Source organism: Salipiger sp. IMCC34102 (assembly GCF_004145405.1).
Taxonomy (GTDB): domain Bacteria; phylum Pseudomonadota; class Alphaproteobacteria; order Rhodobacterales; family Rhodobacteraceae; genus Loktanella.
In genome coordinates this window covers 121589-134055 of record NZ_SELQ01000006.1, presented here as the reverse complement: position 1 = coordinate 134055, position 12467 = coordinate 121589, and the positions used below count along the sequence as shown (strand labels likewise).

Below are 12467 nucleotides of genomic sequence, written 5' to 3'. Positions count from 1 at the left end.
TGCAAGGTAACCCTAGCATGTGTGCACGCAACGACAACGCCACGTCAGAGAGGCTGAGCGCCGACGCCGCGGGGATCGCGCGGGCGCGCGACGTTCTGGCCGGGGGCGGTCTGTGCGCCTTCCCGACCGAGACGGTCTACGGGCTCGGCGCGGACGCCAGGTCCTCGGAGGCGGTCGCGCGCATCTACGAGGCGAAGGGCCGCCCGTCGTTCAACCCGTTGATCGCCCACGTCGCGAAGCTGGACGGGGCCCGCGCGCTCGTGGACCTCGGCCCGGACGGTGAGATACTGGCGCAGGCCTTCTGGCCCGGCGCGCTGACGCTGGTGGCACCGGTACGGGGAGAAGTCTCTTCGCTGGTGACCGCGGGGCTGCGGACGCTGGGGGTGCGGGTGCCGGACCATCCCGTGGCGCAGGCGCTGCTGAAAGCCTTTGGCGGCCCGGTCGCGGCCCCTTCGGCCAACCCCTCGGGCCGCGTGTCACCCACGACGGCCGACCACGTGCTGGCGGGTCTCGACGGGCGAATCGAGGCGGTCCTCGACGGCGGGCCCTGCGACGTGGGCGTGGAATCCACCATCGTCGACGTGACCGGCCCGCCGACCCTTCTGCGCGCGGGCGGTCTGCCGGTGGAGGCTTTGGAGGCGGCACTCGGCGCTCCGTTAGCCCTGGGCCGCGCCTCGGGCGGGGGCGAAGGCGCGCCGCGGTCCCCGGGGCAATTGGCGAGCCATTACGCGCCCGTGGGCCGCGTTCGTCTGAATGCGGAACGGGCCGAACCGGGAGAGGTCTTTCTGGGGTTCGGTGATATTGCGGGCGATCTGACCTTGTCCGACCGCGGCGATCTGCGCGAAGCGGCCGCGCGGCTGTTCGACTGCCTACACCGGCTCGATGCGGCGGGGGCGGAGGCCATCGCGGTCGCCCCGGTGCCCGACCACGGTCTGGGACGGGCGATCAACGACCGGCTCAAGCGGGCCGCGGCCCCGCGGGACTGACGCAAGACGGGTGAGCGGACCTGAAAACCCTGACGTCCGGGCCGTTTACCACTGCCGTAAATTCCCCAGCCGGCGGCAGCACGTGCATCACCGATCAGCCGGCGCGGCGGCGCAGGTCCTCGGCCTCGCGGCGGGCGTCGCGGAGCCCGTCCATCGCGGCCCGCAGTTCGGCCTCGGTCTGGGCCAGCTGGTTGGTGATCTCCGCCTCGCGCTGCTGGAGGTAGGTGATCGCCTGGTCGCGGGTCTCCTCGGCCTCGTGCAGGGCCTGGGCCATGCGATCGAGTTCCCCGATTTCCGCCTTGGTGACGCGTGTCGCGCGGGTCACCAGCCAGTTCGCGAACCACCCCAATGCGAAGGCGGCGAAGAGGATGACGGCGGTGGCGGCGATGAATTCGGTGCGGTTCAAGGGGCGGTCCTGCGTTACTCTTCTGACGTTTCGGCTTCGATCTCGGCGTCCGGATCATCGGCTGCGGAGGTCTCGGTGTCGGCCTCGCCTTCGGCGGCGGCTTCCGCTTCCATCTGTTCCAGGCCGGTCTGCTCTTCCTCCGTCTCGCGCTCCAGCAGGGAGAACTCGATCCGGCGGTTCGCCTCGCGCCCGTCGGCGGTGTCGTTGTCGGCGATGGGATCGGCTTCCCCGAAGCCTTCGGCGGTGAAGGCCGAGATCGGCACGCGGCGCACCCGCAGTGCATCCAGAACGGCGTTGGCCCGGTCCTGGCTGAGTTGCTGGTTCATCGTTTCGCGGCCCTGGCTGTCGGTGTACCCCGCGATCTGAAGCGGGATGTCGGGACATTTCTGCAGGATTTCCGCGATGTCGTCCATGATCGCCTGACTGTCGGACGTCAGCGAGGCCGAGCCGGGATCGAAGAGGATCTTGCGGCCCTGTGTCACCACCCCGATCTGATCGACGCATTCCTGCGGCGTGGGCAAGCCCGTCGTCGGGTCCAGCGCCTCGACGTACTCGATGTCGAGATCCGCCTCTTCGGTCGGGCCGAGCTTGTCGATCAGCAGCGTCGTGATGATCGTCGGCGCGTCGACCTGGCCGGTCTTGCCGCGCACCGAGATGCTGTCGGGGCGCACGATGACGGAACCCTGGCTGAGCTGGGCCAAGGCCTCGATCCCGGCCAGAACGCGCACGGACCACCCCTGCGGTAGCCCTTCGGTGATCCGGGTGCCCATGGTCACGTTGGAGGCGCCGAACTTCGCGGCGGCGTAATTCTCCGCCGTGACGTTGTCGAGGTCGTCCTCGATCCCGCCGCGCAACTGCACGGCCCCTTCGGGCGAGCGGGTGACGGTGAAGGTGGGCGGGCCGGCGGGGGTCTGCTCGACGGGGCGGGGCAGGTTGGTGGCCAGCGCGAAGACCTCTGGCAAGGCGTTCTCGAGTTCGCCCGCGACGCGCTCGAAGGTTTCCGCGTCGGTGGTTTCGAGCCCTTGGAGCGTCACGTCGGCGTCAGCGATCGTCACGGTGCCGCCGTCCAGTTCGCCCAGCGCCTCGATCGCGGTGCTCACGGCATCCGCCCATTGCGAGGAGGGCGCACCGAGCGCCTGGACGCAGGGCGAGCGGCCTTCGAACCCCGCGGCGGTCGCGGCCGAGATGATCTGGCGCTCCGGCTCGGGCCCGTCGGCCGCGCAGGCATCGAACTCCGCCGATCCGTCAGCGGCGCGGGTGAACCGGACCGTGTAGGGAGAGATGACCGGCCGGGGCGCCGTGATCGAGATGGCGCGGGCCACGCCGGACGGCGCGTTGCGGGCCAGTTCGGCTTCCAGCTCGGACTTTCGTTCGGGGCTGTCCGCGGTGGCGGTGATCTCGATCTGCTCGGCGCTGACCGAGATCTTGGCGCGCGGCAGCAGGCGCAGGGCGCGGATGGCGTAATCGGTGACCCCGCGCCAGCCGGGCGGGGCAGGGTAATCGGCGGTTTCGAGAAAGTCCGCGACCTCTGCATCGCCCGCGATGGCGGCAAGGCGGTTGGCCAGCGACTCGCGGTCAGAGCTGGTGGGGATGAGCCCGATGATCGAGATGCCGCTGTCGTTGCGCAGGATCTCTATCGCGAAGTCGGGCGCCTCGATGGCATCCGATTCCGCGACCGTCATGTTGTCGATCACGCGGCTCGCGTCGACCACGCGACCGGCCGTTGACATGGCACGGAACCGGCTCGCCTCGGACGGGGCCTGGCCTTCGAGGACCAGTTGCAGCCCGTCACCCAGGACGGAGGCCCAGGCGAGCCCTTCGTCCACCAGCTCCTCGCGCACCGAGGTGACCGAGACGTCCTCGACCACGCGCACCGTGGCGCGGGCGGCGAAGGTGCAGACGAGGGCTACGAAGACGAAGACCGCGAAGCGGGTCAGCAGGTGCGAAAGCCGCATGGGTGACTTGATCCTTCGATTGATCGATCGGTCTCATGTCTGTAGGCGGGCGGGCGGATCATGGCAATCAGGTGGGCTCAGACCAACAGGGCGGCGGCGAAAAACGGCAAGGGCAGAAGGCCCGCGTCCCGGTTCGAGCGAAAGAGCATCAGAAGGCGCGCATCGTCCTGGGCATCGAAGCGCGCAAGCTGCCAGGTCAGGTGCCAGCCCAACGCCCAGAACCCGCCGATGGCCAGCACGAGCGACATCAGGTTGCGATCCGCGACGGCCCCCAGGGTAGCCAGCCCGCCCAGCACGAGCACCGCCGTCAGGAAGCCCTGCAACCAGCGCGAGGTGCGGTCCCCGAACAGCCGCGCAGTGGATTTCACGCCGATCAACGCATCGTCCTCGGCATCCTGGTGGGCGTAGATCGTGTCATAGAACAGCGTCCAGGCGATCCCTGCAAGGTAGAGGACGACCGCGGGCCAGTTCAACACGCCCGCGTGCGCTGTCCACAAGAGAAGCGCGCCCCAGTTGAACGCGAGGCCGAGGAACACCTGCGGCCACCAGGTGAACCGCTTTGCGAAGGGATAGATCGCGACGGGCAGCAGGGAGATCGCGCCCACCAGGATCGCCAGCGGCGGAAAGGTCAGCAGGACCGCGAAGCTTATCGCGCATTGCGCGATCATCCAGGCGAGCGCCTGTTTCACGCTGACCTGACCCGAGGGGATCGGCCGCGAGCGGGTGCGTGCGACCGATCCGTCGATGTGCCGGTCGGTGATGTCGTTCCAGGTGCAGCCCGCGCCACGCATCAGGGCCGCCCCGATCGCCGATCCCGCGAAGAGCCAGAGGTCGTAACGGGTGAAGCTGTCGGTCCAGAGGGCTGCAAGAAGGATCGCCCACCAGCACGGCAGCAGCAGCAGCCAGGTCCCGATAGGGCGGTCGAACCGCGAAAGCCGGAGGTAGGGCCGCCACGCCGCCGGCGCGCGGGTGTCGACCCAGTTGCCGGTGGAATCGGCGACCGCGGGCTCTGGCGTGCGAAGGGTGGGGGGCATATGTGTGCCTCATGGGATCCAAGGTTCGGCTCTATGTAGATCACCCGCTGTCCGAAGGGCAATCGGTGCCGCTCGACCGCGGCCAGGCGAATTACCTCTTCGCGGTGATGCGTCTCGGCCAGGGGGACGTGCTGTCCTTGATCAACGGGCGCGACGGGGAATGGGACGCGGAGGTGGCCCAGGGGTCCAAGCGCGGCGGCACGCTGGTCTGTCAGGCACAGACCGCGCCGATGCGCCTGCCGCCCGACCTTTGGCTGATGTTCGCGCCGATCAAGAAGGCGCGCACCGATTTCATCGTCGAGAAGGCGGTCGAGATGGGGGCCGCCCGGATCATTCCCGTCCAGACAGACTACACAAACGAACGCGCGCGGCGCGACAAGCTGCAGGCCCATGCCATCGAGGCCGCCGAGCAATCGGGCGGAACCTACGTGCCGGACGTCGCCGAGGTGACGCCCCTGGCGCAGGCACTGGAGGACTTGGGCGAACGACACCTGATGTTCTGCGACGAGGCGCTGGAGCACGGCGCCTTGCCCGATCTGCCGGGCGCTTGGGCGATTCTGATCGGGCCGGAGGGCGGGTTCTCTCAGGCCGAGCGCGACCGGCTGCGGGCCTTTGCCCATGCGGTGAGCCTTGGCCCGCGGATCCTGCGCGCCGATACGGCGGCTGTGGCGGCGATGACGCTGTGGCAGATGCGCCTGGGGGATTGGGCGTGACGCTGTCTGGCGGACCGGGCAGGGGGGCTCTGCCCCCGGTGCTGCGCACCTCCCCCGAAGTATTTTCGATCCAAAGAAGCCGTGGGCGGGTGGTGAGGGATGGCTAGGTTCATGCGGCCGGAGGTGCGTGCGGCGCTCTGGCGCTGGCGCGAGGTGATCTTTGCTGCGGGACTGGCCGCGGTGGGGCTTTGGGCCGCGCAATCGCTGGGTGTGGTGCGATGGATCGGCTGGACGATGGTGGCTCTGGGTGCCGCGCTTGCCGTCGCGGGGGTGCAGCGGGCGCGGTTCCGTCAGGATGGGCAGGGGCCGGGCATCGTGGCGCTGGACGAACGGCGCCTGGTCTACATGGGCCCCCTGACCGGGGGCGCGATGGATGTCTCGGACCTGACGCAGCTCGAGTTGGAGCCGCAGGCCCTGCCCGCGCCGCACTGGATCCTGACCGGGGTCGGCGGGCAAGTGCTGGAGATTCCGGTGAACGCGGAAGGCGCGGACGAGCTCTTCGACGTCTTCGCCGCCTTGCCGGGGATCCGGACGCACGCCATGCTGGACGTGCTGCAGCGCACACCCGATGCGCGCGTCACCGTCTGGCAGAAGGTGCGACCTTTGCTGCATTGACGATCGGGTTTCACCGCTCCAATTAAGGGGCAGACCCAAACCGAGAAGGCCCACCCCATGTCCATTCCCCAATCCGGTGGCGGGCCCATCGAGCACGAAAACCAGCTGGCCGAGCTTCTGGAGCGGGGCTGCAAGCCCAAGGACCAGTGGCGCATCGGCACCGAGCACGAGAAGTTCGGCTACGATGCAAAGACCCACCTGCCTCTGCCCTACGAGGGGCCTTCCGGCATCAAGGCGATGCTGGAAGGGCTGGAGGGACGTTTCGGTTGGGACCGCGTCGAGGAAGACGGCAAGATCATCGGTCTCGTGAAGGACGGGGCGAATGTCTCGCTCGAACCGGGTGGCCAGCTGGAGCTCTCCGGCGCGCCGCTGGAGACGATCCACCAGACCTGCGACGAGGTGAACGAGCATCTGGCCCAGGTGAAGGAGATCGCCGACGAGATCGGCGCAGGCTTCATCGGGCTCGGTGCCGCGCCCGAATGGACGCACGACCAGATGCCGCTGATGCCCAAGGGGCGCTACAAGCTGATGGACGCCTACATGGATACCGTCGGCACCCACGGCAAACAGATGATGCGGCGGACCTGCACGGTTCAGGTGAACCTGGACTTCGGGTCCGAGGCGGACATGGTGCAGAAGCTGCGCACCGCCGTGGCGCTGCAGCCGGTCGCGACCGCGCTCTTCGCCAATTCGCCCTTCTTCGAGGGCAAGCCCAACGGTCACAAGAGCTGGCGCAGCCGCGTCTGGCGCAGCCTCGACGACAGCCGCACGGGGACCGTTCCCTTCATCTTCGACGAGGGCTTCGGCTTTGAGGCCTGGGTGCAATGGGTCCTGGATGTGCCGATGTACTTCGTCTACCGCGACGGGAAATACATCGACGCGCTGGGCCAGTCCTTCCGGGACTTCCTGAAAGGCGAGTTGCCCGCGCTGCCGGGCGAGAAGCCGCTGCTGTCGGACTGGGCGGATCACCTCACGACGGTCTTTCCCGAGGCGCGGATCAAGCAATTCATGGAGATGCGCGGCGCGGACGGCGGACCGTGGCGCAGGCTTTGCGCCCTGCCGGCCTTCTGGGTGGGGATGATGTACGAGCAAAGCGCGCTCGATGCCGCCTGGGACCTCTGCAAGAATTGGAGCCACGAGCAGCGCGAGGCCCTGCGCGTCGCGGCCAGCGTGGACGGATTGCAGGCGAAGGTCGAGGGCATCGACATGCATGAGCTGGCGCGTGCCTGCGTCGATATTGCCGAGGCTGGCTTGAAGACCCGGGCGCGTCCCGGCAGCGGCGGGCTGATCCCGGACGAGACGCACTTCCTCAATGCGCTGAAGGAAAGCGTCGAGACCGGGCAGGTGCCGGCCGACGAATTGCTGGCGCGCTATCACGGCGCATGGGGCGAAACGCTGGATCCGATCTACAGCGAATTTCACTATTGATGGCACGGTGACCGGCTTCGAGATTCGCGCGCTGCATCACGTGCAGCTGGCGATGCCCGATGGGGCGGAGGCCGAGGCGCGCGCCTTTTACACCGGGCGGCTCGGCTTGCGCGAAGTCGCGAAACCTGCTGCGCTGGCCGGGCGTGGAGGCTGCTGGTTCGAAGGCGGAACGGTGGCGTTGCACCTGGGCGTGGAGACGGATTTCCGGCCCGCGCGGAAGGCGCATCCGGCGCTCGAGGTCGACGACCTGAAGGCGGCGCGGGACGCACTCGATGGCGGGCCGATCGAGGAACTGCCGGGGCTGCGGCGGTTCTACCTCGCGGATCCCTTCGGGAACCGGATCGAGTTCGTCGAGGTCGTGGCGGAGTAGCCTTCCCGGGTTTTGGTGCTCGAAACCAGTCCGGGACGGAACACGTGATTGGTGGTGCGGGGTCCCGGATCAGGTTCGGGGCGGGCGCGTGGGCGTGTCGAGGTGCAGGTCCAGCTGGCCTTCGCGGCCCATGTTCCGCTCCCACACCGCGCGTTGCCATTCGAGCCAGCCCTGCGCCTCGAGCAGCGGGTCGGTGTTGAGGTGGCAGGTGCGCACGCGGCCCTTCTTGACCGACCGCACCAGCCCCGCCTGTTCGAGCTTGCGAAGGTGTTTCATGAAGCTGGGCAGGGCGATGTCGAAGGGCTCTGCCAATTGGCTCACGGTGCGCGGACCGGCGGAAAGCTGCTCCAGCACCGCGCGGCGGGTGGGGTCCGAAAGGGCCGAGAAGAAGGCGTTGAGCGGCAGCGACATGGTCTTTGCGTGGCACCTCCCGCGGGGGGCGTCAACGGCGTTTGCCGCTTCCGTCAGGGGCCCGCGCGGCATAAGCTGGGGCCATGACAGAGACCCCCCGATTCATCCACCTGCGCCTGCACACCGAGTATTCGCTGCTGGAAGGTGCCGTGCCCGTCAAGAAGCTCGCGGGTCTTGCGGAAGCGGCGAACATGCCCGCCGTCGCCGTGACCGACAGCGACAACATGTTCGCGGCGCTCGAGTTTTCCGAAGCGGCGTCCAAGGCGGGCATCCAGCCGATCATCGGCTGCCAGGTGAGCCTGTCCTACACCACGCCGGAACCGGGCAAGCGACCCGATGCGCCCGCGCCCATCGTGCTGCTCGCGCAGAACGAGACCGGCTACATGAACCTGATGAAGCTGAACTCGGCACTTTACCTGAGAGGCGACGGGCAGGTGGCGCATGTGACGGTGGACGATCTGGCCAGCCACCACGCGGGCCTCATCTGCCTGACGGGCGGGCCGGATGGCCCGGTGGGGCGGCTTCTGCGGCAAGGCCAGCGCCCGCGGGCGGAGGCGCTGGTCGAGACGTTGCAGGCGCTTTTCGGCGACCGGCTCTACATGGAACTGCAACGCCACCCCGAAGGCGGTGGTCTGCCGCAGGCCGAGGCGATGTCCGAGCAGGGGCACGTCGAGATCGCCTACGCCCGGGACATTCCGCTGGTCGCGACCAACGATGTCTACTTTCCCAAGACGGATATCTACGAGGCGCATGACGCGCTCTTGTGCATCGCGGAAGGGTCCTACGTCGATCAGCAGGAGGACCGCCGCCGGCTGACCCCGCAGCACTACTTCAAGAGCCAGCGCGAGATGGCGACGCTCTTCGCCGATCTGCCGGAGGCGCTGGAGAACACCGTCGAGATCGCCAGGCGCTGCGCCTTCAAGGCCTACAAGCGCGCGCCGATCCTGCCACGCTTCGCCGAGGACGAGGTGGCCGAGCTGCGGCGCCAGGCGCAGGACGGCCTGCGCGCGCGCCTTGCGATCATTCCGCACGCGGCCCCGGTCGAGGACTACGAGAAGCGGCTGGACTTCGAGCTTGGCATCATCGAGGGGATGGGCTTTCCCGGTTACTTCCTGATCGTGGCCGACTTCATCAAGTGGGCCAAGGCCCGCAACATTCCGGTGGGACCGGGGCGCGGGTCCGGGGCAGGCAGCCTCGTGGCCTATGCCTTGTTGATTACCGATCTGGACCCGCTGCGCTACTCGCTGCTGTTCGAGAGGTTCCTGAACCCCGAGCGGGTCTCGATGCCCGACTTCGACATCGACTTCTGCATGGACCGCCGGGAAGAGGTGATCCGCTACGTGCAGGACAAGTACGGACGCGACAAGGTGGGGCAGATCATCACCTTCGGCGCGTTGCTGTCGAAGGCCGCCGTGCGCGACGTCGGCCGGGTGTTGCAGATGCCCTACATGCAGGTCGACCGCCTGTCGAAGATGATTCCCGTGGAAGGGGTGAAGCCCGTCTCGATCGAGAAGGCCCTCGCCGACGAGCCGAGGCTTCGCGAGGAGGCCAAGAACGAGGAGGTCGTCGACCGCCTGCTCACCTATGCCCAGCAGGTCGAAGGGCTGTTGCGCAACGCCTCGACCCACGCCGCCGGTGTCGTGATCGGGGACCGGCCGTTGGACGAGCTTGTACCGCTCTACCAGGATCCGCGTTCGGACATGCCGGCGACGCAGTTCAACATGAAATGGGTCGAACAGGCGGGTCTGGTGAAGTTCGACTTCCTTGGCCTGAAGACACTGACGGTGATCCAGAACGCCGTGGACCTGATCCTGAAGTCGGGCCGTCCGCTTCATGTGGATGCCGACGGCAACGAGTTGTACCAGCCTCCCGAGGGGGTCGAGAATGACATCGGGGGCATCCCGCTCGACGACCCGAAATCCTACGCGCTCTATGCTTCGGCCAAGACGGTCGCCGTGTTCCAGGTGGAAAGCTCGGGCATGATGGATGCGCTCAAGCGGATGAAGCCCACCTGCATCGAGGATATCGTGGCGCTCGTGGCGCTCTACCGGCCCGGCCCGATGGAGAACATCCCGACCTATTGCGAGGTCAAGAACGGCCAGCGCGAGCTGGAATCGGTCCATCCCTCGATCGACTACATCCTCGAAGAGACGCAAGGCATCATCGTCTACCAGGAACAGGTGATGCAGATCGCGCAGGTCATGGCGGGCTACAGCCTTGGCGGTGCCGACCTTCTGCGCCGCGCCATGGGCAAGAAGATCGCCGAGGAGATGGCCAAGGAACGCCCCAAGTTCGAGGTGGGCGCCGTCGCCAACGGCGTCGACAAGAAGAAGGCCCGCGAGGTCTTCGACCTTCTGGAAAAGTTCGCCAACTACGGCTTCAACAAGTCCCACGCGGCGGCCTATGCGGTCGTCAGCTACCAGACCGCCTGGCTGAAGGCGAACCACCCCGTAGAGTTCATGGCCGGGGTGATGAACTGCGATATCCACCTGACCGACAAGCTGGGCATCTATTTCCAGGAGGTGAAGAAGGGCCTGGGCATCGGCTACGTCCCGCCTTGCGTGAACCGCTCCATGGCGAGTTTCGACGTGAAGGACCGCAAGCTCGTCTACGGGTTGGGCGCGCTGAAGAACGTCGGTCTCGATGCCATGCAACTGATCGTCACCGCCCGCGACGGTTCGGCCGCCGATCCCGCCCGGGGCCCTTCGCAGCCCTTCGTGACGCTCTTCGATTTCGCGCGCCGGGTGGATCTCAAGCGGGTCGGCAAGCGCCCGCTCGAGATGCTGGCGCGGGCCGGTGCCTTCGACGTACTCGATCCGAACCGGCGCCGGGTGCTGTCGTCGCTCGACGCGCTGGTGGGCTATTCCGCGGCGATTCACGACCAGAAGGCCAGCAACCAGACGAGCCTCTTCGGCGAGGCGGGCGAGGATCTGCCCGAACCGCGGCTGGCCGGCGGGGACGACTGGTTGCCCGCCGAACGGCTGGCCGAAGAGTTCAAGGCCGTGGGCTTCTACCTCTCGGGTCACCCGCTTGACGACTACATGGGCGCGCTCAGGCGCAAGCAGGTGCTGACCCTCGACGAGGTGACGGAGAAGGCCGAGCGGGGGGCCTGCATCGTCAAGATGGCGGGCACCGTCTCGGGCCGGCAGGAGCGCAAGTCCGCCCGCGGCAACCGCTTCGCCTTCGTGCAATTGTCCGATCCGACGGGGCAATACGAGGTGACCATGTTCAGCGACACGCTGGAACTGGCCCGCGAACACCTCGAAACCGGGGCCCAGGTCGTGGTCCAGTGCGAGGCAACGATGGAAAGCGACCAGCTCAAGCTTCTGGGCCGGTCCGTGAGCCCGATCGACACGGCGGTGGTGGATGCGGTCAGCAGCGGCTTGCGGGTGTTCCTCGACGGGCCGGAGGCGATCCCCTCGGTGGCCTCGATCCTGGACCGGGCGGCGCAGGACAAGGTCAAGGGCGCGCGCGGGCCGATCTATTTCTGCCTGATGGACGAGGGGCTGCCGGGCGAGGTCGAGGTCGATCTGGGCCAGGATTTCCCCGTCAATCCGCAGATCCGCGGGGCGTTGCGATCCCTCGGCGGGGTGATCGAGGTCGAGGACGCTTGACGCCTGGGCGGAAAAGCGCGCCCGGGGTGCCGTATTCGTTCAAGGTCTCTGGACCTCGTGCGTCCGGGCGCGGAGTATGCCGCATGATGCGAACATCCTTCATCGCGGCGCTGGGCGCCCTGTCCCTTGCGGCCTGTGACGCGCTGCCCGTGGGCGGGGGCTCCCCCTTGGTGACATCCGATGCCGACGCGCGGCGGGTGGGCCCTGCTGCCGGGCTGCCCTTCGGACAGATCGCCACCACCTGCGAGCTGCCGCGCGGTCAGATGGGCCAGCCCGTCGCGACCTCGGCCGGCTACACGATCTACGACAGCCTGCCCGGCAGCACGGCCCAGCGTGTCCATTACATCGACGGCTTCGCGGACGGCTGCGCGCGGCAGTTCACCGCGGCCCTGGTGTTGACCGGCGACATCGGCACGCACGAAGTGCTGCGGTATTCGCAATCCGCGGACGAACGGGCCTACACGCAGGCCGATACCGCCTACGAGGCGATCAAGCTGGCCTTCTGCAGCGCGCCCGCGGGCACGCCCTGCGGCGACCGGATCGAGGCGCTGGGCCAGCGCACGACCTTCGTGACGGCCTATCCGCAATTTTCGGGCAGCGCGGAGTGGACGGAAATCCTGCTGCACGAGGGCACCGTCGCCGCGGCCGGGGTCGAACGCTGATCGCCTACCAGTGCGGCGGCCGTTCGTCGCCCAGAGGGATGGAGCCGGGCTGGTCCGCCTCGCGCGTGGCTTCGCGCTGCATCAGCATTTCGATCCGGCGGGCGGCCAGCGTCAAGTCGCTGTCCTGTCGGGCGACGACGTCCGACAGATCCTCGACCAGGCGGGTCAGGTGCGCGATGCGTTCTTCGAGGGCTGTGGTATCCATGACCCGCATCTAGCGCGGGGGCCGCGCGCTGCCAAGCCATTGCCCCGCTGGCCCGCGCGCGCTATGCC

At 67.9% G+C, this 12467-nt stretch carries 12 protein-coding genes; 7 read left to right on the top strand and 5 right to left on the bottom strand.

From position 1 onward, the window contains the following. Nucleotides 1-17: 17 nt before the first annotated feature. Nucleotides 18-986: an L-threonylcarbamoyladenylate synthase gene (locus EU805_RS13310; protein ID WP_129764475.1), complete on the top strand. Its 969-nt coding sequence runs from the start codon at nt 18-20 to the stop codon at nt 984-986. Nucleotides 987-1080: 94 nt separating this feature from the next. Here the strand turns inward: EU805_RS13310 and EU805_RS13305 are convergent, their stop codons facing one another. From EU805_RS13305 to ubiA, 3 genes are all read right to left on the bottom strand, one after another. Continuing rightward, nucleotides 1081-1392 (bottom strand): hypothetical protein, encoded by a 312-nt coding sequence (locus EU805_RS13305; protein WP_129764474.1) that lies wholly within the window; start codon nt 1390-1392, stop codon nt 1081-1083. Nucleotides 1393-1406: 14 nt separating this feature from the next. Further along, complete coding sequence (locus EU805_RS13300) at nt 1407-3347, bottom strand: OmpA family protein (protein ID WP_129764473.1); 1941 nt, start codon at nt 3345-3347, stop codon at nt 1407-1409. Nucleotides 3348-3424: 77 nt separating this feature from the next. After that, entirely contained in the window at nt 3425-4381 is a 957-nt protein-coding gene (ubiA, locus tag EU805_RS13295; protein ID WP_129764472.1) for a 4-hydroxybenzoate octaprenyltransferase, read from the bottom strand. 11 nt (nt 4382-4392) lie between these two features. Here ubiA and EU805_RS13290 point away from each other — a divergent pair, with 11 nt between their 5' ends. From EU805_RS13290 to EU805_RS13275, 4 genes are all read left to right on the top strand, one after another. Next, nucleotides 4393-5094, top strand: coding sequence for a 16S rRNA (uracil(1498)-N(3))-methyltransferase (locus tag EU805_RS13290; RefSeq protein ID WP_129764471.1), 702 nt, complete (start codon nt 4393-4395; stop codon nt 5092-5094). A gap of 99 nt (nt 5095-5193) precedes the next feature. Continuing rightward, nucleotides 5194-5709, top strand: coding sequence for a hypothetical protein (locus EU805_RS13285; RefSeq protein WP_129764470.1), 516 nt, complete (start codon nt 5194-5196; stop codon nt 5707-5709). A gap of 57 nt (nt 5710-5766) precedes the next feature. Beyond that, nucleotides 5767-7137 carry a glutamate--cysteine ligase gene (locus tag EU805_RS13280; RefSeq protein WP_129764469.1) on the top strand — a complete coding sequence of 457 codons (1371 nt, stop codon included), beginning with the start codon at nt 5767-5769 and terminating at the stop codon, nt 7135-7137. Between the two features lie 7 nt (nt 7138-7144). Next, on the top strand, nt 7145-7507 hold the full coding sequence (locus EU805_RS13275) for a VOC family protein (RefSeq protein ID WP_242494161.1): 363 nt from the start codon (nt 7145-7147) through the stop codon (nt 7505-7507). Between the two features lie 69 nt (nt 7508-7576). On the opposite strand, the gene EU805_RS13270 is transcribed toward EU805_RS13275, so the two are convergent. After that, nucleotides 7577-7918, bottom strand: coding sequence for a helix-turn-helix transcriptional regulator (locus tag EU805_RS13270; RefSeq protein ID WP_129764468.1), 342 nt, complete (start codon nt 7916-7918; stop codon nt 7577-7579). A gap of 83 nt (nt 7919-8001) precedes the next feature. Between EU805_RS13270 and dnaE the strand changes: the two genes are divergently transcribed. Beyond that, nucleotides 8002-11532, top strand: coding sequence for a DNA polymerase III subunit alpha (gene dnaE, locus EU805_RS13265; protein WP_129764467.1), 3531 nt, complete (start codon nt 8002-8004; stop codon nt 11530-11532). Nucleotides 11533-11615: 83 nt separating this feature from the next. After that, nucleotides 11616-12194, top strand: a complete 579-nt coding sequence (locus EU805_RS13260; protein WP_129764466.1) for a hypothetical protein — start codon at nt 11616-11618, stop codon at nt 12192-12194. Between the two features lie 4 nt (nt 12195-12198). On the opposite strand, the gene EU805_RS13255 is transcribed toward EU805_RS13260, so the two are convergent. After that, nucleotides 12199-12399: a SlyX family protein gene (locus EU805_RS13255; protein ID WP_129764465.1), complete on the bottom strand. Its 201-nt coding sequence runs from the start codon at nt 12397-12399 to the stop codon at nt 12199-12201. Nucleotides 12400-12467 lie beyond the last annotated feature (68 nt).

Excerpts from the sequence above, each read along its gene's own strand:
- EU805_RS13310 (WP_129764475.1), top strand. The coding sequence starts at position 18 with ATGTGTGCACGCAACGACAACGCCACGTCAGAGAGGCTGAGCGCCGAC.
- EU805_RS13300 (WP_129764473.1), bottom strand. The coding sequence starts at position 3,347 with ATGCGGCTTTCGCACCTGCTGACCCGCTTCGCGGTCTTCGTCTTCGTA.
- ubiA (WP_129764472.1), bottom strand. The coding sequence starts at position 4,381 with ATGCCCCCCACCCTTCGCACGCCAGAGCCCGCGGTCGCCGATTCCACC.
- EU805_RS13290 (WP_129764471.1), top strand. The coding sequence starts at position 4,393 with ATGGGATCCAAGGTTCGGCTCTATGTAGATCACCCGCTGTCCGAAGGG.
- EU805_RS13285 (WP_129764470.1), top strand. The coding sequence starts at position 5,194 with ATGGCTAGGTTCATGCGGCCGGAGGTGCGTGCGGCGCTCTGGCGCTGG.
- EU805_RS13280 (WP_129764469.1), top strand. The coding sequence starts at position 5,767 with ATGTCCATTCCCCAATCCGGTGGCGGGCCCATCGAGCACGAAAACCAG.
- EU805_RS13270 (WP_129764468.1), bottom strand. The coding sequence starts at position 7,918 with ATGTCGCTGCCGCTCAACGCCTTCTTCTCGGCCCTTTCGGACCCCACC.
- dnaE (WP_129764467.1), top strand. The coding sequence starts at position 8,002 with ATGACAGAGACCCCCCGATTCATCCACCTGCGCCTGCACACCGAGTAT.
- EU805_RS13260 (WP_129764466.1), top strand. The coding sequence starts at position 11,616 with ATGATGCGAACATCCTTCATCGCGGCGCTGGGCGCCCTGTCCCTTGCG.
- EU805_RS13255 (WP_129764465.1), bottom strand. The coding sequence starts at position 12,399 with ATGGATACCACAGCCCTCGAAGAACGCATCGCGCACCTGACCCGCCTG.